The sequence below is a fragment of the Streptomyces ficellus genome, assembly GCF_030406405.1.
Lineage (GTDB): Bacteria > Actinomycetota > Actinomycetes > Streptomycetales > Streptomycetaceae > Streptomyces > Streptomyces ficellus_B.
On sequence record NZ_JAUEPL010000034.1, the window covers coordinates 1 to 24,054 of the forward strand.

20 protein-coding genes, 1 rRNA gene, 2 pseudogenes and 1 riboswitch are annotated in these 24,054 nt (G+C 71.1%); of the genes and pseudogenes, 18 read left to right on the forward strand and 5 right to left on the reverse strand.

Annotated elements, in window-relative coordinates:
* The 11 genes and pseudogenes from rrf to QWM81_RS21025 all read left to right on the forward strand — a co-directional run.
* Window positions 1-78: ribosomal RNA gene (gene rrf, locus QWM81_RS20975) — 5S ribosomal RNA — on the forward strand; the annotation flags it as partial.
* Between the two features lie 142 nt (window positions 79-220).
* The gene (clsA, locus tag QWM81_RS20980; protein WP_290113721.1) at window positions 221-829 is read left to right on the forward strand and encodes a cardiolipin synthase ClsA; all 609 of its coding nucleotides are present in this window, start codon (window positions 221-223) and stop codon (window positions 827-829) included.
* A 93-nt stretch (window positions 830-922) separates the two neighbouring features.
* Window positions 923-3,418 (forward strand): mannose-1-phosphate guanyltransferase, encoded by a 2,496-nt coding sequence (locus QWM81_RS20985; RefSeq protein ID WP_290113722.1) that lies wholly within the window; start codon window positions 923-925, stop codon window positions 3,416-3,418.
* A 106-nt stretch (window positions 3,419-3,524) separates the two neighbouring features.
* Complete coding sequence (locus QWM81_RS20990) at window positions 3,525-4,454, forward strand: DUF881 domain-containing protein (RefSeq protein WP_290113723.1); 930 nt, start codon at window positions 3,525-3,527, stop codon at window positions 4,452-4,454.
* Window positions 4,451-4,783 (forward strand): small basic family protein, encoded by a 333-nt coding sequence (locus QWM81_RS20995; protein WP_064068997.1) that lies wholly within the window; start codon window positions 4,451-4,453, stop codon window positions 4,781-4,783. Before QWM81_RS20990 ends, QWM81_RS20995 begins: the two co-directional genes overlap by 4 nt.
* 5 nt (window positions 4,784-4,788) lie before the next feature.
* Window positions 4,789-5,553: a DUF881 domain-containing protein gene (locus QWM81_RS21000; protein ID WP_290113724.1), complete on the forward strand. Its 765-nt coding sequence runs from the start codon at window positions 4,789-4,791 to the stop codon at window positions 5,551-5,553.
* 130 nt (window positions 5,554-5,683) lie between these two features.
* On the forward strand, window positions 5,684-6,625 hold the full coding sequence (locus QWM81_RS21005; RefSeq protein WP_290113790.1) for a double zinc ribbon and FHA domain-containing protein: 942 nt from the start codon (window positions 5,684-5,686) through the stop codon (window positions 6,623-6,625).
* 17 nt (window positions 6,626-6,642) lie between these two features.
* A complete protein-coding gene (ftsR, locus tag QWM81_RS21010) occupies window positions 6,643-7,392 on the forward strand; it encodes a transcriptional regulator FtsR (RefSeq protein ID WP_290113725.1) in 750 nt (249 codons plus the stop codon).
* Between the two features lie 53 nt (window positions 7,393-7,445).
* The gene (locus QWM81_RS21015; protein ID WP_158985224.1) at window positions 7,446-7,919 is read left to right on the forward strand and encodes a bifunctional nuclease family protein; all 474 of its coding nucleotides are present in this window, start codon (window positions 7,446-7,448) and stop codon (window positions 7,917-7,919) included.
* 265 nt (window positions 7,920-8,184) lie between these two features.
* Window positions 8,185-8,817, forward strand: coding sequence for a MerR family transcriptional regulator (locus QWM81_RS21020; RefSeq protein WP_290113726.1), 633 nt, complete (start codon window positions 8,185-8,187; stop codon window positions 8,815-8,817).
* A gap of 58 nt (window positions 8,818-8,875) precedes the next feature.
* A pseudogene (locus QWM81_RS21025) lies at window positions 8,876-10,438 on the forward strand (DNA polymerase IV); the annotation flags it as partial.
* On the opposite strand, the gene QWM81_RS29165 reads toward QWM81_RS21025, so the two are convergent.
* Window positions 10,344-10,709 (reverse strand): PRC-barrel domain-containing protein, encoded by a 366-nt coding sequence (locus QWM81_RS29165; protein WP_353938327.1) that lies wholly within the window; start codon window positions 10,707-10,709, stop codon window positions 10,344-10,346. The pseudogene QWM81_RS21025 and the gene QWM81_RS29165 overlap by 95 nt on opposite strands.
* A 114-nt stretch (window positions 10,710-10,823) precedes the next feature.
* A riboswitch (glycine riboswitch) is annotated at window positions 10,824-10,923 on the forward strand.
* Window positions 10,924-11,102: 179 nt separating this feature from the next.
* Here QWM81_RS29165 and gcvP point away from each other — a divergent pair.
* The gene (gene gcvP, locus QWM81_RS21035) at window positions 11,103-13,988 is read left to right on the forward strand and encodes an aminomethyl-transferring glycine dehydrogenase (RefSeq protein ID WP_290113728.1); all 2,886 of its coding nucleotides are present in this window, start codon (window positions 11,103-11,105) and stop codon (window positions 13,986-13,988) included.
* A 132-nt stretch (window positions 13,989-14,120) separates the two neighbouring features.
* On the opposite strand, the gene QWM81_RS21040 is transcribed toward gcvP, so the two are convergent.
* Together QWM81_RS21040 and QWM81_RS21045 are read right to left on the reverse strand one after the other, a co-directional pair.
* Window positions 14,121-14,327, reverse strand: a complete 207-nt coding sequence (locus tag QWM81_RS21040) for a DUF5999 family protein (protein ID WP_290113729.1) — start codon at window positions 14,325-14,327, stop codon at window positions 14,121-14,123.
* 250 nt (window positions 14,328-14,577) lie between these two features.
* A complete protein-coding gene (locus QWM81_RS21045) occupies window positions 14,578-15,171 on the reverse strand; it encodes a hypothetical protein (RefSeq protein ID WP_290113730.1) in 594 nt (197 codons plus the stop codon).
* A 576-nt stretch (window positions 15,172-15,747) separates the two neighbouring features.
* Here QWM81_RS21045 and QWM81_RS21050 point away from each other — a divergent pair.
* Together QWM81_RS21050 and QWM81_RS21055 are read left to right on the forward strand one after the other, a co-directional pair.
* The gene (locus QWM81_RS21050) at window positions 15,748-17,271 is read left to right on the forward strand and encodes a glutamate-cysteine ligase family protein (protein WP_290113731.1); all 1,524 of its coding nucleotides are present in this window, start codon (window positions 15,748-15,750) and stop codon (window positions 17,269-17,271) included.
* 183 nt (window positions 17,272-17,454) lie between these two features.
* On the forward strand, window positions 17,455-18,234 hold the full coding sequence (locus tag QWM81_RS21055) for a CPBP family intramembrane glutamic endopeptidase (RefSeq protein WP_290113732.1): 780 nt from the start codon (window positions 17,455-17,457) through the stop codon (window positions 18,232-18,234).
* A 76-nt stretch (window positions 18,235-18,310) separates the two neighbouring features.
* On the opposite strand, the gene QWM81_RS21060 is transcribed toward QWM81_RS21055, so the two are convergent.
* Window positions 18,311-19,120, reverse strand: a complete 810-nt coding sequence (locus tag QWM81_RS21060; RefSeq protein ID WP_290113733.1) for a PhzF family phenazine biosynthesis protein — start codon at window positions 19,118-19,120, stop codon at window positions 18,311-18,313.
* A 192-nt stretch (window positions 19,121-19,312) separates the two neighbouring features.
* Here QWM81_RS21060 and QWM81_RS21065 point away from each other — a divergent pair.
* From QWM81_RS21065 to QWM81_RS21075, 3 genes and pseudogenes are all read left to right on the forward strand, one after another.
* A pseudogene (locus QWM81_RS21065) lies at window positions 19,313-19,642 on the forward strand (hypothetical protein); the annotation flags it as partial.
* Window positions 19,643-19,649: 7 nt separating this feature from the next.
* Complete coding sequence (locus QWM81_RS21070) at window positions 19,650-20,633, forward strand: EamA family transporter (protein WP_290113734.1); 984 nt, start codon at window positions 19,650-19,652, stop codon at window positions 20,631-20,633.
* Between the two features lie 231 nt (window positions 20,634-20,864).
* On the forward strand, window positions 20,865-21,803 hold the full coding sequence (locus QWM81_RS21075; RefSeq protein ID WP_290113735.1) for a DMT family transporter: 939 nt from the start codon (window positions 20,865-20,867) through the stop codon (window positions 21,801-21,803).
* Between the two features lie 126 nt (window positions 21,804-21,929).
* On the opposite strand, the gene QWM81_RS21080 is transcribed toward QWM81_RS21075, so the two are convergent.
* On the reverse strand, window positions 21,930-22,616 hold the full coding sequence (locus QWM81_RS21080) for a pyridoxamine 5'-phosphate oxidase family protein (protein WP_290113736.1): 687 nt from the start codon (window positions 22,614-22,616) through the stop codon (window positions 21,930-21,932).
* Window positions 22,617-22,639: 23 nt separating this feature from the next.
* Here QWM81_RS21080 and QWM81_RS21085 point away from each other — a divergent pair, with 23 nt between their 5' ends.
* Complete coding sequence (locus QWM81_RS21085) at window positions 22,640-23,971, forward strand: aminotransferase class I/II-fold pyridoxal phosphate-dependent enzyme (protein ID WP_290113737.1); 1,332 nt, start codon at window positions 22,640-22,642, stop codon at window positions 23,969-23,971.
* The last annotated feature ends 83 nt before the right edge of the window (window positions 23,972-24,054 follow it).

The window sequence follows — 24,054 nt, forward strand, 5'->3', positions numbered from 1 at the left end:
CCGAACCCGGAAGCTAAGCCTTTCAGCGCCGATGGTACTGCAGGGGGGACCCTGTGGGAGAGTAGGACACCGCCGAACAATTATTGTGGGAAAGCCCCGCACCTTCTGGTGCGGGGCTTTCCTGCGTCCAGGTGCCTTTGCCACCCCTGTGCGCCGGCCCGGCGGGGCTGACGGTAAAGTCATGGGGCATCGTTGGCACGTTTCCACAGGAGGCCCCCGGGTGGAGGTTCAGGAGACCCGCGTACAGACGGACCGGGTCCTCACCATCCCCAACGTCCTCAGCATGGCTCGCCTGCTGGGTGTGCCGCTCTTCCTGTGGCTGATTCTTCGCCCCGAGTTCGGTGGGCCGAAGAGCGACGGCTGGGCATTGCTCGTGCTCATGCTCAGCGGTGTCAGCGACTACCTCGACGGCAAGCTGGCTCGACGCTGGAACCAGATCAGCCGCCTGGGGCGGCTCCTGGACCCTGCGGCGGACCGGCTCTACATCCTTTCGACTCTTGTCGGTCTGACGTGGCGTGAGATCCTGCCACTGTGGCTGACCGCGGCCCTTTTGGCGCGGGAGTTGATGCTGCTGGTGATGGTGGGCATCCTTCGCCGGCATGGCTATCCACCGCCACAGGTGAACTTCCTCGGCAAGGCCGCCACGTTCAACTTGATGTACGCCTTCCCCCTCCTCCTGCTCAGTGACGGCACTGGATGGCTTTCGTCACTCGCTGAAGTTTTCGGGTGGGCGTTCGCCGGATGGGGTACAACTCTCTATTGGTGGGCAGGGATCCTGTATGTGGTCCAGGTCCGCCGACTTGTCAAGGCGGACACCCCAGCCGATTGAGCCCGTCTGTCTGATGCCGTGCAGTGCTTGCGTAAGAGCACGGACGGGCGAAGTCGGCTTGACCGTCATCTTCGCAAGGAGGACGCTTCCGACATGAAGGCCGTCGTTATGGCCGGTGGCGAAGGAACTCGACTTCGCCCCATGACCTCAAGCATGCCCAAGCCGCTCCTGCCGGTCGCCAACCGGCCGATCATGGAGCATGTGCTGCGGCTGCTCAAGCGGCACGGGCTCAATGAGACCGTCGTGACCGTGCAGTTTCTCGCCTCGCTGGTAAAGAATTACTTCGGCGACGGCGAAGAGCTCGGCATGGAACTGACCTATGCCAACGAGGAGAAGCCACTCGGCACTGCGGGAAGTGTCAAGAACGCTGAGGAAGCGCTGAAGGACGACGCCTTCCTCGTTATCTCCGGCGATGCGCTCACCGATTTCGATCTGACTGACCTCATCGCATTTCACAAGGAAAAGGGCGCGCTGGTCACCGTATGCCTGACCCGGGTCCCCAATCCCCTTGAATTCGGTATCACCATCGTGGACGAGGAAGGAAAGGTGGAGCGCTTCCTGGAGAAGCCCACCTGGGGGCAGGTCTTCTCCGACACGGTGAACACGGGCATCTATGTGATGGAGCCCGAGGTCTTCGATTACGTAGAAGCGGACGTTCCGGTCGACTGGTCCGGGGATGTCTTCCCGCAGCTCATGAAGGAAGGCAAGCCGATTTACGGCTATGTCGCCGAGGGCTACTGGGAGGACGTCGGCACCCACGAGAGCTACGTCAAGGCCCAGGCCGACGTACTCGAAGGGAAGGTCGACGTCGAGCTCGACGGCTTCGAGATCTCTCCGGGGGTGTGGGTCGCCGAAGGCGCCGAGGTCCATCCGGACGCGGTTCTCCGCGGTCCCCTGTACATCGGGGACTACGCCAAGGTCGAGGCCGGGGTGGAAATCCGCGAACACACCGTCGTCGGGTCGAACGTGGTCGTGAAGAGCGGCGCTTTCCTGCACAAGGCGGTTGTTCACGACAACGTCTACATCGGCCAGCACAGCAACCTCCGCGGCTGTGTGATCGGCAAGAACACCGACATCATGCGGGCCGCTCGTATCGAGGACGGAGCCGTCATCGGCGACGAATGCCTCGTCGGTGAGGAATCGATCGTCCAGGGCAATGTGCGGGTCTACCCGTTCAAGACGATCGAGGCCGGTGCCTTCGTCAATACCTCGGTGATCTGGGAATCGCGCGGGCAGGCGCATCTGTTCGGAGCCCGGGGCGTCTCGGGCATCCTCAATGTGGAGATCACACCGGAGCTGGCGGTACGGCTTGCCGGTGCGTATGCCACGACCCTGAAGAAGGGCGCCACGGTCACCACGGCACGTGACCATTCCAGGGGCGCGCGGGCCCTCAAGCGGGCGGTGATCTCCGCGCTCCAGGCCAGTGCCATCGACGTACGCGACCTGGAGAATGTGCCGCTGCCCGTCGCGCGGCAGCAGACGGCGCGGGGAAGCGCCGGCGGCATCATGATCCGGACGACGCCAGGTGTGCCCGACTCGGTGGACATCATGTTCTTCGACGAGCGCGGTGCGGATCTCTCCCAGGCCGGCCAGCGCAAGCTGGACCGGGTCTTCGCGCGCCAGGAGTACCGGCGGGCGTTCCCTGGCGAGATCGGTGACCTGAGCTTCCCGTCCAGCGTCTTCGACTCGTACACCGGCTCGCTGCTGCGGAACGTCGACACGACCGGGGTCGCCGACGCGGGGCTCAAGGTGGTCGTGGACGCGTCCAACGGCAGCGCCGGGCTCGTTCTGCCCAGCCTGCTGGGACGGCTCGGGGTGGACTCCCTGACCATCAACCCCGGCCTTGACGAGTCGCGGCCCACCGAGTCGGCCGAGTCCCGTCGTGCCGGGCTGGTACGGCTCGGAGAGATAGTGGCGTCGGCGCGGGCGGCGTTCGGCGTGCGGTTCGACACGGTCGGCGAGCGGCTGTCCCTCGTGGACGAGCGCGGCCGGATCATCGAGGACGACCGGGCGCTGCTGGTCATGCTGGACCTGGTGGCGGCCGAGCGGCGCAGCGGCCGGGTGGCGCTGCCCGTGACGACGACGAGGATCGCCGAGCAGGTCGCGGCGTACCACGGCACGCAGGTGGACTGGACGACGACGTCTCCGGACGACCTGACCCGGGTGGGCCGGGAGGAGTCGACCATCTTCGGCGGCGACGGCCGCGGTGGGTTCATCGTGCCGGAGTTCAGCAGCGTCTTCGACGGTACGGCGGCGTTCGTCCGGCTGATTGGGCTGGTGGCGCGTACACAGCTCACCCTCAGTCAGATCGACGCGCGCATTCCGCGGGCGCATGTGCTGAAGCGGGACCTGGCCACGCCATGGGCCGTCAAGGGGCTCGTGATGCGCCGGGTCGTGGAGGAGGCCGGGGACCGGCACGTGGACACCACCGACGGCGTGCGTGTCGTCGAGGCCGATGGCCGGTGGGTGATGGTGCTGCCCGACCCGGCCGAGGCCGTCACCCATCTGTGGGCGGAAGGACCCGACGACGCGTCCGCGCAGGCGCTGCTCGACGAGTGGGCCGCCGTGGTGGACAGCGCAGGTCGCTGACGTACAAGGCTGTACAACGGTGTACCGGAAGGCGTCCTGGGGCGCCTTCCGGTACACCGGTGGGGCCATTCGGCGGTAGTCAGTCCGACGTGCGACGATGAGCGGCATGTCGCAGCAGCCCCCCGTTCGGAGCACCGGCTCCCCGCCTCCGCGTCCCGACGCGTCCATGTCGCTGCTGACCAATGTGATGGACCACGCGCTGGACGACGGGTACGCGGAGGCCTCGGCCCGCAGGGACGCCCAGGGCGGCGGCCTGCCCCGTACGCTGCGGACGAAGCTCGGGCTGGCGGCCGGGCTCGTACTGGCCGCGGCGATCGTCACGCTCGGTGCCGCGCAGGCGCAGATCTCGGCACCGGTGGTGGCGAAGGAGCGCGAGGAGCTCATCGACCGCATCCAGTCGGAGACCTCGACCGTGGACGGCCTGGAGAAACAGATCGAGGCGCTGCGTACCGAGGTGGGGGAGCGGCAGCGCGAGGCGCTGCAGGAGCACGGCGGTGACCAGGGACAGCTCGTGGCGCTGCTGTCCGGGGCGACGGCCGTGCAGGGGCCCGGGGTGAAGCTGGTCGTCGATGACGCCAAGGGCAGCGACGAGGACGGCGGCGGGCCGCGCGAGAGCAGTGGCTTCGCCGATACGGGCCGGGTCCGGGACCGTGACATGCAGCGGGTCGTCAACGGGCTCTGGCAGTCGGGCGCCGAGGCGATCGCCATCAACGGGCAGCGCCTGACCGCCCTGTCCGCGATCCGCGCGGCGGGCGACGCCATACTGGTCGACAACAAGCCGCTGGTGCCGCCGTACACGGTGCTGGCGGTGGGGGACGGAAAGAAGCTGAGTACGACGTTTCAGGACAGCGCCGACGGCCACTACCTGCACGCGCTGCGGGAGAACTTCGGCATCCGCACCAGTATTTCGCGCCAGGACGAGGTGCGTCTGCCGGCCGCGCCGAGCCTGATCGTACGTACAGCACAGCCGGGCATCACCGGAGCCGGAGAGGGTGACGGGCAGGGCACGGCCGAAACAGGGAAGGGCACATCTTGATCGCCGTACTGGGCCTCGTCGTGGGAGTCGTGGTCGGACTGTTCATCCGGCCCGAGGTGCCGGCCGTGGTGGAGCCGTACCTGCCCATCGCCGTCGTCGCCGCCCTGGACGCGGTCTTCGGCGGCCTGCGGGCCATGCTCGACGGGATCTTCGTGGACAAGGTCTTCGTCGTCTCGTTCCTGTCGAACGTCGTCGTGGCCGCGCTGATCGTGTTCCTGGGCGACAAGCTGGGCGTCGGCGCGCAACTGTCCACCGGCGTGGTGGTCGTGCTCGGCATCCGGATCTTCTCCAACGCCGCCGCCATCCGGCGGCACGTGTTCCGGGCGTGAGGCCGATGAGCAACGACGAGACCCCGAACCAGAAGCCGGCGCAGGAGTCGCAGAGCGGCCGTCAGCGGCTGCTCGCGGGCCTGTGGCCGCCGCGCGTCACCCGCGCGCAACTCATCGTGGCCCTGCTGCTGTTCGGCCTGGGGCTGGGCCTGGCCATCCAGGTGCGCTCGACCAGCGACACCGGCGCGCTGCGCGGGGCGCGGCAGGAGGACCTGGTGCGGATCCTCGACGAGCTGGACGACCGCACGCAGCGCCTGGAGGACGAGAAGGCGCGCCTGGAGGACCAGCGTACGGAGCTGGAGAACAGTTCCGACCAGGCGGAAGAGGCGCGTAAGCAGACGCTGGAAAAGGAACGCCAGCTGGGCATCCTGGCCGGTACGGTGGCTGCCCGGGGGCCCGGGATCACGCTGACCATCGATGACGGAGCCGGGGCCGTCGAGTCGGACATGCTGCTCGACGCGATCCAGGAGCTGCGGGCGGCCGGTGCCGAGGCGATCCAGGTCAATGGGATCCGGGTCGTCGCGGACACGTACTTCTCGGGTGAGGCGGGGGCCATAGAGGTGGACGGCCGGCGGATCAAGGCTCCGTACCGCTTCGAGGTCATCGGCAAACCGCAGGACCTCGAACCGGCGCTGAACATCCCGGGAGGCGTCGTGCAGACCCTGGAGAAGGAGCAGGCCACCGCCACGGTGACCCGGTCGGAGAAGATCGTCGTGGACGCCTTGCGACCGGCGGAGCGGCCTGACTACGCTCGGTCGTCATCGCAGTGAGGCGGGGGTGCATGGGGGTCGCACGGCAGGGTCCGGTCCAGTCGGTCAGGTCGGCACGACCGATCCGGCGGGAGCTGGGGCACAAGGTTGCGGGGGGTCGGCGCACCACCGGCTTGGTGCGTGGTGGAAACTGTCCGGAGGGTACGGACGTTGTGAGAATGTCCGGGTCGGCAGGTGTGTTCATTCAGGGTTCGTCCTGCCCCACGGGCGGGTCTGTTTCGTTCAAGGGGAATCGCCCGTGAAGTTGTTTGCGAAGTTGTTCGGCAAGAGCGCACGCGAGGACGGCAGCGGCACTGCCAAGCATCGCGCGCCGCGTCATGGCCAGAATGAGGAGCAGAGCGGCGAGCGCCCGCTCTTCCGTGACGAGGTAGCGGGTCCGGGCGGTGACATTCCGGGGGGCCAGGGCGCGTCTGTTGACCCTGCCGGTCCCGGCCGCATAGGTTTCGGAGATCCGTCAACCTCGAGTACGGGTGGAGGGTTTGCGCCCGACCCGTACGCGACCAGCGCCCACGCGGGCCAGCCGCGGCAGGAGGATTCGTCCATGCCGGTTTGTACCAGGTGCGGGCACCGCAACGCCGAGGCGAGCCGGTTCTGCTCCAACTGCGGCGCGCCGTTGCGAGGCGGAGTCCCCGCGGAGCGCGCGTCCGAGACGACGTCGACGATCTCGATCTCCGGTCTGGAGGCGTACGACTCCGAGGTCACCGGCCAGACCCAGCTGCCGTCGCTCTCGCCCGAGGCGCAGGCCGCCGTCGAGGCGCTGCCGCTCGGTTCGGCGCTCCTGGTGGTGCGGCGCGGTCCGAATTCGGGCAGCCGCTTCCTCCTGGACAGCGACCTGACCACGGCGGGCCGGCATCCCCAGAGCGACATCTTCCTGGACGACGTGACCGTGTCACGGCGTCACGCGGAGTTCCACAGGTCGCCGGACGGGACCTTCACCGTCTCGGACGTCGGCAGCCTCAACGGCACCTACGTCAACCGCGAGCGGATCGACTCGGTTCCGCTGTCCAACGGCGACGAGGTGCAGATCGGTAAGTACCGGCTGGTCTTCTACGGGAGCCAGCGAGGCGTGTGACCCGGCAGGGAAGGCCCATGCTGCGAACCACGACGGGCGGTGCCGGCCACGGCACCGCCGACGCGGCGGATCAGCTGGTGAGCATCGGTACGGTGCTCCACCAGCTGCGTGAAGAGTTTCCCGAAGTCACGATCTCCAAGATCAGGTTCCTGGAGTCTGAGGGGCTCGTCGAGCCGCAGCGGACGGCTTCCGGATACCGGAAGTTCAGCCCGCGCGACGTGGAGCGGCTGGCGCGGATCCTGCGGATGCAGCGGGACCACTACCTGCCGCTGAAGGTGATCCGGGAGCACCTGGACGCGGTGGAGCGCGGCGAGCAGGTGCGGCTTCCGTCCGCCCCCGGGCCGCAGCGTGAATCGCTGGACGGCAACCCGTGGGAGGCCGGCGAGGACCGCCCGACCGCCGCCCGGGTGGGCCGGGCGGAGCTCCTGGCGGCCGCCGGTGCCGGCGAGGAGGAGCTCGCCGCGTGGGAGTCGTACGGGCTGATCACACCGGCTTCGGACGGCGGCTACGACGCCGAAGCGGTGACCGTGGCGAAACTCGTCGCGGAGCTGGGCAGATTCGGTCTGGAACCGAGGCATCTGCGGGCGGTGAAAGCCGCCGCCGACCGGGAGGCGGGACTGGTCGAACAGGTGGTGGCGCCGCTGCGCAGGCACCGTAATCCGCAGACCAGGGCACATGCCGAGGCGACCGCGAAAGAGCTGGCGGCACTGTCCGTACGGCTGCACGCGGCGCTGGTGCAGACGGCCCTCGGCATCCGCTTGTACTGATCTTGGCAGGGCCCGACTATCCAAACCGGTCCGGCACGTCCTAGGGTTGCAATGTGAACGAGCTCGATGTTGTCGGTGTCCGGGTGGAAATGCCGTCCAACCAGCCGATCGTGCTCCTGCGTGAAGTGGGAGGCGACCGGTACCTCCCGATCTGGATCGGTCCGGGGGAGGCAACGGCGATCGCCTTCGCCCAGCAGGGCATGGCCCCTGCCCGGCCGCTCACTCATGACCTCTTCAAGGACGTGCTCGAGGCCGTGGGCCAGGAGCTGACCGAGGTCCGCATCACGGACCTGCGCGAAGGGGTCTTCTACGCGGAGCTGGTCTTCGCCAGCGGGGTCGAGGTGAGTGCCAGGCCCTCCGACGCCATAGCGCTGGCCTTGCGTACCGGGACCCCGATCTTCGGAAGCGATGGGGTGCTCGACGACGCCGGAATCGCCATCCCCGACGAGCAGGAGGACGAGGTGGAGAAGTTCCGCGAGTTCCTCGACCAGATCTCTCCCGAGGACTTCGGGTCCAGCAGCCAGTGACTCCGTACTCCGTCCCGGAGCGTCTGACGCGATGTCTGACGGGGGTGCCTGACGGAGGGTGCGTGACGGAGTGTCCGACCGGCGGTGCGGCGACCTGGGAGCCTGAGGGCTTTCCGCCCATTCAGCCATGCTTTCCCGGAATCGGGATACGGGAAACCACTCTCAGGGTGATTATCACTCGGCGTGCCGAGTGTGGCGATCGTTGACGCACCCCGGGCGACTGCCTACCGTCGAGATGGCAGGTCAAGGACGGAGGGTCGGCGTGATGAGCAGCGGCGACGGTGCGACTGGGGGTCTCCCCGGACGAAGTCTGGGAGAGAGCGGGCCGTATCCGCTTCACGGAAGTGTGCCCGACCCCTCGCACGGGAGTGCGGTTCCTGTGGGTACGGCGGACGCGGCCACCGACACCATTGGCTACCGGGGGCCCACCGCCTGCGCGGCGGCCGGGATCACCTACCGGCAGCTGGACTACTGGGCGCGTACGGGGCTGGTCGAGCCGAGCGTACGGCCCGCGTACGGGTCGGGAACCCAGCGCCTCTACAGCTTCCGGGACGTCGTCGTCCTGAAGATCGTGAAGCGGTTCCTGGACACGGGTGTCGCCCTGCAGAACATCCGCACCGCCGTCCAGCACCTGCGCGCCCGGGGCTTTCGCGACCTGGAGCGGATGACGCTGATGAGCGACGGGGCGACGGTGTACGAGTGCTCGTCGCCGGACGAGGTCGTGGACCTGTTGCAGGGCGGGCAGGGGATCTTCGGGATCGCCGTGGGCGTGGTGTGGCGGGATGTCGAAGCGGCGCTGTCCCAGCTGCACGGGGAGCGTATCGACACCGGAGAGACGCTGATCGGGCACAACCCCTCGGACGAACTCGCGCGGCGGAGGCGTGACAGGGCCGTCTGACCGGCTCTCCGTACGTGTGTACGGGCGATTGTCAGTGGTGTGGGGCAGCATCGGTGGTGTGAGACCCGCGCCGACGATTCTGCATCTGGACATGGATGCCTTCTATGCCGCCGCCGAGCAGGCGGCGAAGCCCAGTCTGCGCGGAAAGCCGGTCGTGGTGGGCGGGCTCGGGCCCCGGGGCGTCGTGGCCACCGCGTCGTACGAGGCGCGACGGTTCGGGGTGCACTCGGCGATGCCCATGGCGCAGGCGCGGCGGCTGGCGCCCAACGCCGCGTACCTGGTGCCGCGGTTCTCGCTCTACCGGACGGTCAGCGAGCAGGTCATGGAGCTGCTGCGGGAGCTGTCGCCGCTCGTGGAGCCGCTGAGCCTGGACGAGGCCTTCGTGGATCTGGAGGCGGGGGGCTCGGCCCATGACGCGGTGACGGCGCGCCGGGCGGGTGAGCGGCTGCGCAGGGACATTCACGCGGTCACGGGCCTGACCGGGTCCGTGGGGCTGGCCGGCTCCAAGATGATCGCGAAGATCGCGTCGGAGGAGGCCAAGCCGGACGGGCTGGTGCTGATCGTGCCGGGCACCGAGCGGGAGCTGCTCGCGCCGAAGTCGGTGCGCATCCTGCCGGGCGTGGGGCCGGCGACGGGAGAGCATCTGCGGCGGGCCGGGATGACGACGGTGGCGGACCTGGCGGAGGCGGGCGAGGACGAGCTCGTGCGGCTGCTGGGCAGGGCGCACGGGACATCGCTGTACCGGATGGCGATGGGGTACGACGACCGGCCGGTCGTGGCGGAGCGGGACGCCAAGTCGGTGTCGGTGGAGGACACCTTCGACGTGGACCTGCACGACCGGGTGCGGGTACGGACGGAGGTGGAGCGGCTGGCCGAGCGGTGTGTGCAGCGGCTGCGGGCGGCGGGCCGTTCGGGGCGGACGGTGGTGCTGAAGGTGCGGCGCTATGACTTCTCGACGCTCACCAGGTCCGAGACGCTGCGGGGGCCGACGGACGACCCGGCGGTGGTGCGCGAGGCGGCGGCGCGGCTGCTGGAGGCGGTGGACACCACGGGCGGTGTGCGCCTGCTGGGCGTGGGCGTCACGGGGCTGGCCGACTACACCCAGGAGGACCTGTTCGCGCAGGCCGCGGCGGAGCGCGCGGAGGCGGAGCGGGCGGAGGCGGGGGAGGCGGGGGCCGAGGCGGTAGGTGCCGAGGGGGCGGGGGGCGGCGAGCCGGGCTTGGTGGCCGAGGCGGATGTGCCGGGCGGGGCGGGGCCGGGCGGGCAGCCGGCTGCGCTCGGCGCGGGCAGCGCGGCGGGGGGCGGGGCCGGTGGGGTCGGCGGGGAGGAAGGGCCTGCGGAGCGGCGGTGGCTGGCCGGCCAGGACGTACGGCACGGCGAGTACGGGGCGGGGTGGGTGCAGGGCAGCGGGCTGGGACGGGTGACCGTGCGGTTCGAGGAGCCCGGGTCACCGCCGGGGCGGGTGCGTACGTTCCGGTCGGACGACCCCCTGCTGGAACCGTCCGAGCCGCTGCCGCTCGTCCGGATCAGTCGTCCTGGCCCGCGAGCTTGCCGAAGTCCCGGTCCGGTGGGGGCGGTGCCGGCAGGGCGATGCCGTAGTGGTGGTAGAGCTGGACTTCCTGCTCGGGTGAGAGGTGACGGCCCACGCCGAAGTCCGGGGCGTCCTTGATGAGCGAGCGGTCGTAGGGGATGTGCAGCGCGTCGTCCACCAGGTCGCTGGGCCCCAGGGGGACGAAGGCGTCGCGGCTGAACAGGCCCGTGCGGACGGCGGCCCATTCCGGTACGCCCGTCGCGTCGTCCAGGTATACCTCGTCAATGGTGCCGATCTTGTGGCCGTTGCGGTCGAAGGCCTTGCGGCCGATCAGGCTGCGCGGATCGATATCGGTCTGCACGGTCCCTCCAACTGGTCGCAACCGCTCTATGGACACTACGAAAGTGCACATCGGTGACGTCGGCCACTCGAGGGATCGGGTGTGGACCTCGCTGGTAGGCTGGCAGACGGCCGCTGACCCCGTGCGGGAGAGTCCTCCGGAGAAACCTTCCGGAGGCGCCGAAGGAGCAAATCCTCCCCGGAATCTCTCAGGCACCCGGTACCGCACGGACGAGGTCACTCTGGAAAGCAGGGCGGGCGTCGGACGGCATCCGCTCTCACCGACGGTGAAAACCGGACGGCCCCTGTGGGGTGTCCGGCGAAGCTCTCAGGTTGAGATGACAGAGGGGGAGGCCGTCCGGGCACCCGCGCCGTGGTGCCCCTCGCAGGTCGCATCGACCAGGAGGCCTCCGCAATGACCGCCAACCGCATTCCGCTTTCCCTACTCGAACAGGGCACACCGTTCGAGCAGCGGCACATCGGGCCCGACGCCGAGGCCCGGGCCAAGATGCTCGCCCAGGTCGGCTACGGTTCGCTCGACGAGCTCACGGCCGCCGCGGTCCCGGACGTCATCAAGAGCGCCGAGGCGCTCGGGCTGCCGGCCGCGCGCACCGAGGCCGAGGTGCTCGCCGAGCTGCGCTCGCTCGCGGACCGCAACCAGGTGCTCGCCCCGATGATCGGCCTCGGTTACTACGGCACCTTCACGCCGCCGGTCATCCTGCGCAACGTCATGGAGAACCCCTCCTGGTACACGGCGTACACCCCGTACCAGCCGGAGATCTCGCAGGGCCGCCTGGAAGCGCTGCTCAATTTCCAGACCATGGTCGCCGACCTGACGGGGCTGCCCACCTCGGGTGCCTCGCTGCTCGACGAGGGCACCGCGGCCGCCGAGGCCATGTCGCTGGCCCGCCGCGTCGGCAAGGTCAAGAACGGCGTCTTCCTGGTCGACGCCGACGCCCTGCCGCAGACCATCGCCGTCATCGAGACCCGCGCCGAGCCGACCGGGGTCGAGGTCGTCGTCGCCGACCTGAGCGAGGGCATCCCGGACGAGGTGGCCGAGCGCGGCGTGTTCGGTGTGCTGATCCAGTACCCGGGCGCCTCGGGTGCCGTACGGGACATCAAGCCGGTCATCGAGCGGGCCCACGAGCTGGGCGCGATCGTCACCGTGGCCGCCGACCTGCTCGCCCTGACCCTGCTCACCTCTCCCGGCGAGCTCGGCGCCGACATCGCCGTGGGCACCACCCAGCGGTTCGGTGTGCCGATGGGCTTCGGCGGCCCGCACGCCGGTTACATGGCCGTGCGGGAGAAGTTCGCCCGCAGCCTGCCGGGCCGGCTCGTCGGCGTCTCGGTGGACGCGGACGGGAACAAGGCCTACCGCCTGGCGCTCCAGACCCGTGAGCAGCACATCCGCCGTGAGAAGGCCACCAGCAACATCTGCACCGCGCAGGTGCTGCTCGCCGTCATGGCCGGGATGTACGCCGTCTACCACGGCCCCGAGGGGCTGAACCAGATCGGCCGGCGCGTCCACCGGTACGCGGCCGTGCTCGCCGAGGGCCTGCGGGCCGGTGGCGTGGACGTCGTGCACGACACGTTCTTCGACACGGTGACCGTCCGGGTGCCGGGCAAGGCCGCCGAGGCCGTCGCCGCCGCCCGCGAGAACGGGGTCAACCTGCGCCTCGTCGACGCCGACCACGTCTCCGCCGCCTGTGACGAGACCACCGGCCGCGCGCAGCTCGCCGCCGTCTGGGACGCCTTCGGGGTGGTCGGCGACATCGAGACACTGGACGCCACCACCGCCGACGCGCTGCCCGAGGCGTGGCTGCGCTCCGACGCGTACCTCACCCACCCCGTCTTCCACGTGCACCGCTCCGAGACCGCGATGCTGCGCTACCTGCGCAAGCTCGCCGACCGCGACTACGCGCTGGACCGGGGCATGATCCCGCTCGGCTCCTGCACCATGAAGCTGAACGCGACCACCGAGATGGAGCCGGTCACCTGGCCGGAGTTCGCGCAGATCCACCCCTTCGCGCCGGTCGACCAGGCCCAGGGCTACCTGACCCTGATCCGTGAGCTGGAGGAGCGCCTCGCCGAGGTCACCGGCTACGACAAGGTCTCCATCCAGCCCAACGCCGGTTCGCAGGGCGAGCTGGCGGGCCTGCTCGCCGTCCGCGCGTACCACCGCGCCAACGGCGACAGCCGACGCACGGTCTGCCTGATCCCGTCGTCCGCGCACGGCACCAACGCCGCCAGCGCCGTGATGGCCGGGATGAAGGTCGTGGTCGTCAAGACCGCCGACGACGGCGAGATCGACGTCGAGGACCTGCGCGCCAAGATCGAGCAGTACCGCGACGAGCTGTCCGTGCTGATGATCACCTACCCGTCCACGCACGGGGTCTTCGAGGAGCACGTCGCCGACATCTGCGCCCAGGTGCACGAGGCGGGCGGCCAGGTGTACGTGGACGGCGCCAACCTCAACGCGCTGGTCGGGCTGGCGAAGCCGGGCGAGTTCGGCGGCGACGTGTCGCACCTGAACCTGCACAAGACCTTCTGCATCCCGCACGGTGGCGGCGGCCCCGGCGTCGGCCCGGTCGGCGTGCGCGCCCACCTCGCCCCGTACCTGCCCAACCACCCGCTCCAGCCGAGCGCCGGACCGGACACGGGCGTCGGCCCGATCTCGGCCGCCCCGTGGGGCTCGGCCGGCATCCTGCCGATCTCCTGGGCGTACGTACGGCTGATGGGCGGCGAGGGCCTCAAGCGCGCCACGCAGGTCGCCGTGCTGGCCGCCAACTACATCGCCAAGCGCCTGGAGCCGCACTACCCGGTGCTCTACACCGGCCCGGCGGGGCTCGTCGCGCACGAGTGCATCGTGGACCTGCGGCCCATCTCCAAGGCGACCGGCGTCAGCGTCGACGACATCGCCAAGCGGCTGATCGACTACGGCTTCCACGCGCCGACCATGTCCTTCCCGGTGGCCGGCACGCTGATGATCGAGCCCACCGAGAGCGAGGACCTGGCCGAACTCGACCGGTTCTGCGACACGATGATCGCGATCCGTGGAGAGATCGAGAAGGTCGCCTCGGGCGAGTGGAGCGCCGAGGACAACCCGCTTCGGGGCGCCCCGCACACGGCGGCCGCGCTGGGCGGGGAGTGGGACCACGCGTACAGCCGCGAGGAGGCGGTCTTCCCGGCGGGCGTCTCGCCGGCGGACAAGTACTGGCCGCCGGTGCGCCGCATCGACGGGGCGTTCGGCGACCGCAACCTCGTCTGCTCGTGCCCGCCGCTGGACGAGTACGACAACTGACCCGCGTCGCAGCATGACGCGGGGGGCATGACGAAGGGGCCGGTACGGAAGTGGACTTCCGTACCGGCCCCGTCTCATGCCCTGCATGCCCTGCATGCCCTGCATGCCCTGCATGCCGTGCAGTGCCGTGCCTCAGGCGGCCGTCATCACCTGCGTCGTGCTCAGCGGCCGGTGCGGAGCGATGATCTGCCCGTCCGGCAGCAGTTCACCGGTGTCCTCGAAGAGAAGGACGCCGTTGCACAGCAGGCTCCAGCCCTGCTCCGGGTGGTGAGCCACCAGGCGGGCGGCCTCGCGGTCGGCGGAGTCGGCGGTCGGACAGGCTGGCTGGTGCTGGCACATGGGTAGGTTCTTTCGCTGCGATGTGGTGTGTGTCCTGCGGCTCGATGCGGTGTTCATGGCCGCCCCCCGTTAGTCGGTCTGGTGCGTTCCCAGTGTTGCCCCACGGGCGTCAATCCGCAGGGATTTCGCGACAGCGCTTCCTCCTGCTCAATGACGTGTCACCCGCGCGGATGGTTCAGCCCAACCGCACTGTCCCTTTGGGTGGTTCGTGATGGCCTCACCGGGCTAGTCCGAACGGAGGGGTGGGTCATCAGGCCGTTGACTCCAGGAGCGGTGGCGGCACCAGCCGCAGCGTCAGCACGGGCAGCAGGTCGGCTACCCGGTACGGCAGGTGCGGGGCGATCCCGGGGGGCGCGGGGGCCAGCGGGACCAGCAGATCGGTGGCGGCGGGGGAACCGGCGGCCGGGTCGGCGTCGGTGTCCCCGTGCAGCCACAGGGTCAGCATGTACAGCTCGGGTACGGACAGCAGGCGCGGCTGGTAACGGGAGGGCATGGCCTCCGCCTGGCGCAGGGCGCGCTCCGTGGAAGCGAGATAGGGGCCCTCGAAGAAATGCGAGAACGCCCACCCGTCGGGGGTGAGCATGGTGTCCGCGGCCGCGACCGGCCGGTCGCCGCCGCGGATCAGGAACCGCCAGCCGGCCAGTCGGGTGCGCGGTGTGCCGGCGGGCGGCACGAGCTGGTCGCGTACGTCAAGCACATGGACGGGAAGCGGGAGTTCGGGGCTCAGCGGTCCCTGGACGGAGCGCAGAGCGGGCGTGTGTGCCTCGCGGACGGCGGGGGAGCCGAGGGCCGCGAGGACACTGCGGAGGGCAGGCGCGGGGGCGGCGGAGACGTGGAGCGGCATGGTGGGTCGCCTCTCAGTAAAGAGACAGGGGTGATGCCAGGGAAGGTGCGGACGGCACTGTCAGCTTCGGGGTCAGAGGGGGGCCGGCGGGCGATGGCCGGGCGCGACTCTCTGCCTCGTTCGCGGAGTTTATACGACGCGTGTTCACGCGTTGTTTCCGCTAGCCGCCGCCGATATTACCGACAAGGCCGTATCCGGTCTTTCTTATGCGAAGTTTCTGGGGATTTCCCGTGATGCCGGGGTCTCGGCCAGCGGTGTTGCCGCGCAGGCGGTAGGCCGAATGTGGCCGGTGTTCCGTCCTGCCCCGCCGCTCGCCGCCGGGCGGACTTCCGGCGGACTTCCCGCCGCACGTGCGGCCGGACTTCCGGCGGCCTTCCGGCGGACTTGCGGGCGGTCTTGCGGGTGGTAACTGCCCGCTGCCGCATGCCTTCGGAATGTGCCGGACGGCTGGCGTATCCAGCCTACCGTCCAGGTGCTGTCCACGGGGGAGTTACAGATCAGTCCGGCTGGGCATTATCGTCCGTGACGTTGAAGCGGCGCATGCCGCGCGCTGCCCACTCGAGGAAGGACGCTTCGATGGGTGAGAAGATCGCGGCAGGCGGAATCGACCTGTCCGATCGGCAGAGGTACCGCAGGAAGTTGCAGGAGTGCCTGACGGGCCTGGAGCGCCTTCTTGCCGAGAAGAGGTTCGACCGGCCGCGGAATCTCATGGGCCTGGAGATCGAGCTGAATCTCGCGGGTGCGGACGGCATGCCGCGGATGATGAATGCCGAGGTGCTGGAGCGCATCGCGAGTCACGATTTCCAGACGGAACTGGGAATGTTCAACCTGGAAGTGAATATCGCGCCGCACCGGCTCGGCGGGCGCGTCTTCGACCAGCTCGCCGAGGAGCTGCGCACGGGGCTGGCATATGCGCACCGCAAGGCGCAGGAGGTCGATGCCGGCATTGTGATGATCGGAATTCTGCCGACTCTGGGCCCGCAGGATCTGGTCTCCGGAAACCTTTCGGACGTCGACCGCTACATGCTGCTCAACGACCAGATCGTCGCCGCGCGCGGCGAGAGCTTCACGCTCGACATCGACGGCGTGGAACGGCTGAGCAGCACCGCCGGCTCCATTGCCCCCGAGGCCGCGTGCACCTCCGTACAGCTGCACCTCCAGGTCACCCCTGAGCGGTTCGCCGACGTGTGGAACGCCGCGCAGGCCATCGCCGCCGTACAGATCGCGGTCGGCGCCAACTCGCCGTTCCTGTTCGGCCGCGAGCTGTGGCGCGAGTCCCGCCCGCCGCTGTTCACCCAGGCCACCGACACCCGGCCGCCCGAACTCCAGGCGCAGGGCGTGCGGCCGCGGACCTGGTTCGGCGAGCGGTGGGTCGGTTCGGCTTACGAGCTCTTCGAGGAGAACGTACGGTTCTTCCCCGCCCTGCTGCCCATCTGCGACGACGAGGAGCCGCTGCGGGTCCTCGACAAGGGCGGCACGCCGTCCCTCCAGGAACTCGTCCTGCACAACGGCACGGTCTACCGCTGGAACCGGCCCGTCTACGGGGTCGTGGACGGCGTCCCGCACCTGCGCGTGGAGAACCGGGTGCTGCCCGCCGGGCCGACCGTCGACGACGTGATCGCCAACGCGGCCTTCTACTACGGTCTGGTCCGCGCGCTCGCCGAGGAGGCCAGGCCCGTCTGGAAGCGGCTGCCGTTCGCCGACGCCGCGCGGAACTTCGACACCGCCGGCCGGTACGGCATCGACGCCGAACTGCGCTGGCCGCGCCCCGGCCGGAGCGGCGGGGTCACCACGGTGCCGGTCGTGAAGCTGGTACGGGACGAACTGCTGCCGCTCGCCGCGGTCGGCCTCGACGCCTGGGGCATCGAACCCGCCGACCGCGACCGGTACCTCGGGATCATCGAGGAGCGGTGCAGGCGCGGGGTGAACGGCGCGTCCTGGCAGGTCGACACCTTCCACCGGGCGCTGGAAGCGGGGCTGGAGCGCGATGCGGCGCTCGCCGCGACCACCCGGCAGTACAGCCGGCTGATGCGTCAGGGCGACCCGGTGCACACCTGGCCGGTGGGATTCCCGGGAGAGCGCGCCGAGCGGTCGCGCTGACCCGGGCGGAGGCGCTGACCCGGGTGGAGGCGCTGACCCGGGCGGAGGCGCTGACCCGGGTAGAGGCGCCTGGCCACCGGTGCGGCGCCCCGGTCGCGTACGCCGTGGGATCGTCGGGCAAGCTATGACGTCCCATGGCGGTGGCGGCGCGCGGACGCCCGACCGAGGCAGGTGTGCGAGTAGGTGGCTGAATCTCTTCCCGCAGAGGGCGTGCCGGTGCGGACCTTGCGGTCCGAGACCCTGCTCGTCCTGGCCCTCTCGCTGGGCGCGAGTGCCGTCTCCGCGCTGATCAGCTTCATCGGCTCGGTGACGAGACCCGGCGGCCTGAAGGACCAGGCGGCGACGCTCAACGCCTCGTACGCGCCGGGGCGCCCCTGGCTCGACCTGGCCTGGCAGCTGTTCGGGATCGCGACGGCGCTGGTGCCGGTGGCGCTGGTCGCGCACCTGCTGCTGAGGGAAGGGGCGGGGCTGCGGGCGATCGGCTTCGACCGCGGCCGCCCGTGGTCGGACCTGGGGCGCGGGACGCTGATTGCCGCCGGCATCGGCAGCGCGGGGCTCGCCTTCTACCTGGTGGCACGGGCCGCGGGGGCCAACCTGACCGTGGTGCCCGAGTCGCTGCCGGAGGTGTGGTGGAAGTTCCCGGTACTGATCCTGTCGGCGGTGCAGAACTCCGTACTGGAGGAGGTCATCGTCGTCGGCTATCTGCTCCGCAGACTGGGGCAGCTGGGGTGGACGCCGATGGCCGCGCTGGTGGCGAGCTCGGTGCTGCGGGGCTCCTACCACCTGTACCAAGGCATCGGCGGGTTCATCGGGAACATGGTGATGGGCGTCGTCTTCGTGCTGCTGTACCGGCGGTGGGGGCGGGTGGGGCCGCTGGTGGTGGCCCACGCGCTGCTCGACATCGTGGCGTTCGTCGGATACGCGCTGCTGGCGGGCCGGGTGGGGTGGCTGCCGACGCCGTGAGGGTCGCCTGGGGGGCGTACGGGTGTGGCGTACGCCCCCTGCTGTGCCTACAGCTGCTGTGCCTACGGCCTGGTGGTTACGCGAGCAGGTCGCCCTCGATGACCGTCACCGCGGTGCCGGTCATCAGCGTCCGCTCGCCGCGCAGCGCCGTACGGACCAGGCCGGTCCTGGCGCCGCCCTGGAGGCCGGTCAGCTCGTCGCGGCCGAAACGGGCGGACCAGAAGGGCGCGAGGGCGGTGTGCGCGCTGCCCGTCACCGGGTCCTCGCCGATGCCGACGGCGGGGAAGAAGCAGCGGGAGACGAAGTCGTAGCCGCGCCCGGGGTCCTCGGCGGCGGCGGTGGCGATGATGCCCCGGTCCGACATGGTCGCGAGCGCCGTGAGATCCGGCATGAGGGACCGCACCGCGCGCTCGTCCGGCAGCTCGACGAGGAGGTCACCGATGTGGCCCGCGGTGGCGTGAACCCCGACCACCTCGGCGCCCAGCGCCTTGGCGAGCCCGTCCGGACCCTCGATGGGCGTCAGCGGTGAGGTCGGGAAGTCCAGCGTGATGGAGCCGTCCTCCGCCGCGGTCGCGGAGAGGATGCCGCACCGGGCGGCGAAGCGCACCGGTCCGCTCGCGCGGCCGGTGGTGTGCAGGACGTGCGCGGTGGCCAGCGTGGCGTGGCCGCACATGTCGACCTCGGTGACCGGGGTGAACCAGCGCAGCGCCCAGTCGGCCGCTGAGCCGGCGGGCAGCGGGTGGGCGAAAGCCGTCTCGGAGAGGTTGACCTCCGCGGCGACCTTCTGGAGCCAGTGGTCGTCCGGGAAGGCGTCCAGGAGCAGGACCCCCGCCGGGTTGCCGGAGAAGGGACGGTCGGTGAACGCGTCGACGATTCGAATCCGCATGGACCTGACCGTAGGGGCGGGGCGAAGCCGCGGGCCAAGGCCAATTCGGCGTTCCTGGCCTCGAAACGATCGCCGGCGGCTTCCCGCGCCGTCAGGGCACGCCGGCGGAGCCGCGGTCTCATCCGTAAGGCCGCGGTCTTATCCGTAAGGAGGAGGAAGCGGTCGCGTGCGCCCGACTTCCGTGGGACGCGCCTGGTGCAGCGCAGCATCGGATACGGGTTGCGCGGGCAGGGGGCGGTCGAGGACTCCGGGACCGTACCGCTGCTGACGCGGGCGGACATGCCCGGGCGGTCCCCCGCCGCCGTCGCCGCGATGGAGGGCGCCCTGGAGCGGGCGGGGAGGCGGGACGATCCGCGCGTGGGCGGGCGTGATCTGCTCGCCGCGCCGGCCGCCGATCCCGGGTGCCGGGCGGTCGAAATCCTCACCCGCGCGGGGGTCGACACGCCTCGCCGGCGTCCCGGATCGGGTAGCCGTCTCAACAGGTGTAACGGCCCTTACGCTGCTGACGAGCTGCTGTCATGATGTGCCGATGCACGCGTCTCAGGGGAGAAGCGCCGGCCTGGGACTCGCCCTGGCCTCGGCGTTCGCATTCGGTGGATCAGGTGTCGCGGCCAAGCCGCTGATCGAGGCGGGGCTCGACCCGCTGCACGTGGTGTGGCTACGGGTGGCCGGCGCCGCGCTCGTCATGCTGCCCGTGGCGTGGCGCCACCGCGATCTGTTGCGCCGCAGGCCCGCGCTGCTGGCCGGCTTCGGACTGCTCGCCGTCGCGGGCGTACAGGCCTGCTACTTCGCGGCCATCTCCCGTATCCCCGTCGGGGTCGCGCTGCTCATCGAGTACCTCGCCCCGGCGCTCGTGCTCGGGTGGGTGCGGTTCGTGCAGCGCCGGCCCGTGACGCGCGCCGCGGCGCTGGGTGTGGTCCTCGCGGTCGGCGGGCTCGCCTGCGTCGTGGAGGTGTGGTCCGGGCTGAGCTTCGACGCGGTCGGGCTGCTGCTCGCACTGGGCGCCGCCTGCTGCCAGGTCGGCTACTTCGTCCTCTCCGACCAGGGCGGCGACGGCTCGCAGCCCGCCGATCCGCTCGGTGTCATCGCGTACGGGCTGCTCTTCGGCACGATCGTCCTCACCGTCGTCGCCCGGCCATGGGGCATGGACTGGTCCGTGCTGGCCGGCGGCGCCGACATGGGCGGCACCATGGCTCCGGCCTGGCTGCTGCTCGGGTGGGTCGTCCTGATCGCCACCGTCCTCGCGTACGTCACCGGTGTCATCTCCGTACGCAGGCTCTCCCCGCAGGTGGCGGGCGTGGTCGCGTGTCTGGAGGCGGTCATCGCCACCGTGCTGGCGTGGGTCCTGCTCAAGGAGCACCTGTCGGCGCCGCAGATCCTGGGCGGGGCGGTGGTGCTCCTCGGCGCCTTCATCGCCCAGTCGTCGGCGCCCAAGGCGCCGTCCGGGCCGGTGGCCGGGTCGGAGCAGGTGGTGCCCGAGGGGGAGTTGTCGGCCGGACGGACCACCACGTAAGGTGACGATCATGCATTCGACCGTACTTCCGCCGCCTGCCGCGTAACGCGGGCGGCACCCCCTACCGGTTCGGGGCTCCTGAGGTCCTGAACCCGTACTCCTGCTCCTGACGAAGACCGGCCCGGGCAGTCCCCGGGCGGTTCGTCGCTGCCCGCGTGCGGAGTCGAGCGGCCAACCATCGGTCTTCCACGGAGAAGTCACGTGTCGAATTCCTCCTCCGCGTCCACAGGTATGTCTGTCGGGCGGAGTCTCTTCTATCTCATCGTCGCCGGAGTCGCGTGGGGGACCGCGGGGGCCGCGGCCTCCGTCGTGTTCGCGATCAGTGACCTCGGTCCCCTGGCCCTGTCCTTCTGGCGCTGCGCCGGCGGACTCGCGCTGCTGCTCGCCGCGCTGGCCGTGCGGCGTGGCCGCGGCGCTCCGGCGAGGCCCGCCGAACCGCGCGGGCGGCGGGTGCTGCGCGTCCTCGGTACGGGGATCGGCCTCACCGTCTTCCAGAGCGCCTACTTCGCCGCCGTCGAGGCGACCGGCCTGGCGGTCGGCACCGTCGTCACCCTGGGCGCCGGACCCGTGCTCATCGCGCTCGGCGCGCGGCTGACCATGGGCGAGCGGCTCGGGGCCGGCGGTGTCACGGCGGTCGCTGGCGCCCTGGCCGGACTCGCCGTGCTGGTGCTCGGCGGTGAGGCTGGGACCGTGCGGCCCGCGGGGGTGGGCCTCGCGCTGCTGTCGGCCGCCGCGTATGCCGCGATCACGCTGTCCACGCGGTGGCTTGGGCGGGACGGCGGCGGCGCCGACCCGCTGACCACAAGCACCTGGGCCTTCGCGGTGGGCGCGGTCGGGCTGCTGCCGATGGCGGCGGCCGAGGGGCTCGTCCCGCAGACCGCCGACCTCGCGACGGTGGTCGGGCTGCTGGCGTACGTGGCGGCTGTGCCGACCGCCCTGGCGTACGCGCTGTACTTCGCCGGCGCGGCCGTGGTGAGGGCCGCGACCGTCTCGGTGATCATGCTCCTGGAGCCGGTGAGCGCGGCCCTCATCGCGGTCACGGTGCTCGACGAGCGGCTGACCACGGCCACGGTCGCGGGCACGCTGCTGCTGCTCACGGCGGTGGCCGGGCTGGCGGTCGCCGAGGCGCGCCTCGCGGCGGGACGAGGGCGGGCGGAGGCGGTGGCCTGAGTGCCCTGTGGCGCGGGGCCGGTGGCCTGAGCGTCCAGTGGCGCGGGGCGGGGGCGTGTTCCCCCGCCCCGCGCCGTACCGAAACCCGGCCCGGGCCCCGAGGCCCTGGGGCCCGAGGCCCCGGGGTCAGAGGGCGGTGAGGTAGTCGGGGAGGGCGATGGCCGGGTCGAGGTCGGCGGCCGGAATGGGCGTGCCGTAGGCGCTGGTGAGCGGCAGGACGCCCGTCCAGTGAGGAAGCGTGAGGTCCTCCGGGTCGTCGCTCGGGCCGCCGGTGCGGAGCTTGGCGGACACCTCCGCGAGGTCGAGGCGGAGGACCGCGGTGGCGGCCAGTTCCTTGGCGTTGGCCGGGCGCGAGTCGCGGGAGCGGCCCGGGACGACATGGTCGACCAGGGCGTCGAGCGCGGTGCGCTTCTCGTCGGGGTCCGTGACCTGGTGGGCGGTGCCGTGGACCACGACCGAGCGGTAGTTGATGGAGTGGTGGAAGGCGGAGCGGGCCAGGACCAGGCCGTCGACGTGGGTGACGGTCAGGCAGACGGCCAGGCCGGGTTCCGGCTCGCCCGCCATGCGCAGCGGGCGCGAGCCGGTGGAGCCGTGGACGTAGAGGCGCTCGCCGACCCGGCCGTACAGGGTGGGCAGGACGACCGGCGCGCCGTCGCGGACGAAGCCGAGGTGGCAGACGTACGCCTCGTCGAGTATCGCGTGCACCAGGGCGCGGTCGTAGGAGGCCCTGTCGCGGGAGCGGGTGGGGACGGTGCGGTCGGTCGGCTCGTAGGACGCCTCGGCCACGGTGGTCTCCGGCATTGCGTACTCCATTGCACTAGTGCATAATCTGGTTTGTGCTAGGAGAGTATCGGATCGAGGGCCGTCGCGCATCGGAGATCGCCGCGAGCGTGGAGCACGGCGTGGGTACGGGTGCGCTGGAACCGGGCCGACTGCTGCCGCCCATGCGGGAGTTGGCGGCCGCTCTCGGCGTCAACCCCAATACCGTCGCGGCCGCCTACCGCACCCTGCGCGAGCGCGGGGTGATCGAGACCGCCGGGCGCCGGGGCAGCCGGGTGCGCCCGCGTCCGGCCACCACCGCGCGCGGGGCCATCCGGATCGACGCGCCCGCGGGCGTGCGGGACGTGGGGGAGGGCAACCCCGACCCCGCGCTGCTGCCGCCGCTGGGCGACGCGCTGGCCGCCGCCGCGCGGCACAACGACGACCGCCCCGCGCTGTACGGCCAGGCGCCCGTGGACGAGGACTTCGAGCGACTCGCCCGCGCCGCGCTGACCGCCGACGGGGTGCCGGACGGGCCGGTCGCCGTCACGTCCGGTTCGCTGGACGCCGTGGAACGGGTGCTGGCCGCGCACCTGCGACCCGGGGACGCGGTGGCCCTGGAGGACCCCGGGTGGGGCAGCCTCCTCGACCTCGTACCGGCCCTCGGGCTGAAGCCCGTGCCGGTCGCCCTCGACGACGAGGGGCCGCTGCCGGCCGAGGTGGAGCGGGCGCTCGCCGCCGGGGCGCGGGCGCTCATCGTGACGTGCCGGGCGCAGAACCCGACGGGCGCGGCGGTGGGCGCGGCGCGGGCGGCCCAGCTGCGGCGGGTCCTGGAGGCACGGCCCGGCGTGCTCCTGATCGAGGACGACCACGGGCACGGCTTCGTCGACGTACCGCCGCGTCCGCTGGCGGGCGCGACGCGCCACTGGGCCTTCGTGCGGTCGGTCGCCAAGGCGTACGGCCCCGATCTACGGGTCGCCGCCCTGACCGGCGACGCGGTCACCGTCGACCGGGTGCTCGGACGGCAGCAGCTCGGGCCCGGCTGGGTGAGCCGGCTGTTGCAGCGCGCGGTCGCGCACCTGTGGGAGACGGGCGCCGTGGACGCGCGGGCGGTCGCGGCGGCGTACGGGGAGCGGCGGGACGCGCTCGTACGGGCACTGGGGGAGCGGGGCGTCGAGGCGCGCGGGCGCAGCGGGATGAACGTATGGGTGCCGGTGGCCGACGAGACCGGGGCGGTGGCGCGCCTGCTGCACGCGGGGTGGGCGGTCGCGCCGGGAGCACGGTTCCGGCTGGCCGCCGGGCCGGGCGTACGGATCACCGTCTCCGGCCTGCCGGTGGCGGACATCGGACCGCTCGCCGACGCGGTGACGGCGGCGGTCGGCCCGGTCGCGGCGCGCAGTTACGGCTGAGGCCATCGCCGGACTTGGGCCGCTCTGGGTCAGGGCCGAGGCGCCGCCGCGTCATGGTTGAGGCGCGGCGTTACGGCTGAGGC

Bases quoted from the DNA above. Each gene is read 5' to 3' on its own strand.
- QWM81_RS21040 (WP_290113729.1), bottom strand. From the start codon at position 14,327: ATGTGCCAGCACCAGCCAGCCTGTCCGACCGCCGACTCCGCCGACCGC.
- QWM81_RS21000 (WP_290113724.1), top strand. From the start codon at position 4,789: ATGAGCAACGACGAGACCCCGAACCAGAAGCCGGCGCAGGAGTCGCAG.
- QWM81_RS20990 (WP_290113723.1), top strand. From the start codon at position 3,525: ATGTCGCAGCAGCCCCCCGTTCGGAGCACCGGCTCCCCGCCTCCGCGT.
- ftsR (WP_290113725.1), top strand. From the start codon at position 6,643: ATGCTGCGAACCACGACGGGCGGTGCCGGCCACGGCACCGCCGACGCG.
- QWM81_RS21045 (WP_290113730.1), bottom strand. From the start codon at position 15,171: ATGCCGCTCCACGTCTCCGCCGCCCCCGCGCCTGCCCTCCGCAGTGTC.
- QWM81_RS21070 (WP_290113734.1), top strand. From the start codon at position 19,650: ATGCACGCGTCTCAGGGGAGAAGCGCCGGCCTGGGACTCGCCCTGGCC.
- gcvP (WP_290113728.1), top strand. From the start codon at position 11,103: ATGACCGCCAACCGCATTCCGCTTTCCCTACTCGAACAGGGCACACCG.
- QWM81_RS20985 (WP_290113722.1), top strand. From the start codon at position 923: ATGAAGGCCGTCGTTATGGCCGGTGGCGAAGGAACTCGACTTCGCCCC.
- QWM81_RS21050 (WP_290113731.1), top strand. From the start codon at position 15,748: ATGGGTGAGAAGATCGCGGCAGGCGGAATCGACCTGTCCGATCGGCAG.
- QWM81_RS21060 (WP_290113733.1), bottom strand. From the start codon at position 19,120: ATGCGGATTCGAATCGTCGACGCGTTCACCGACCGTCCCTTCTCCGGC.
- QWM81_RS21020 (WP_290113726.1), top strand. From the start codon at position 8,185: ATGAGCAGCGGCGACGGTGCGACTGGGGGTCTCCCCGGACGAAGTCTG.
- QWM81_RS21075 (WP_290113735.1), top strand. From the start codon at position 20,865: ATGTCTGTCGGGCGGAGTCTCTTCTATCTCATCGTCGCCGGAGTCGCG.
- QWM81_RS21080 (WP_290113736.1), bottom strand. From the start codon at position 22,616: ATGGAGTACGCAATGCCGGAGACCACCGTGGCCGAGGCGTCCTACGAG.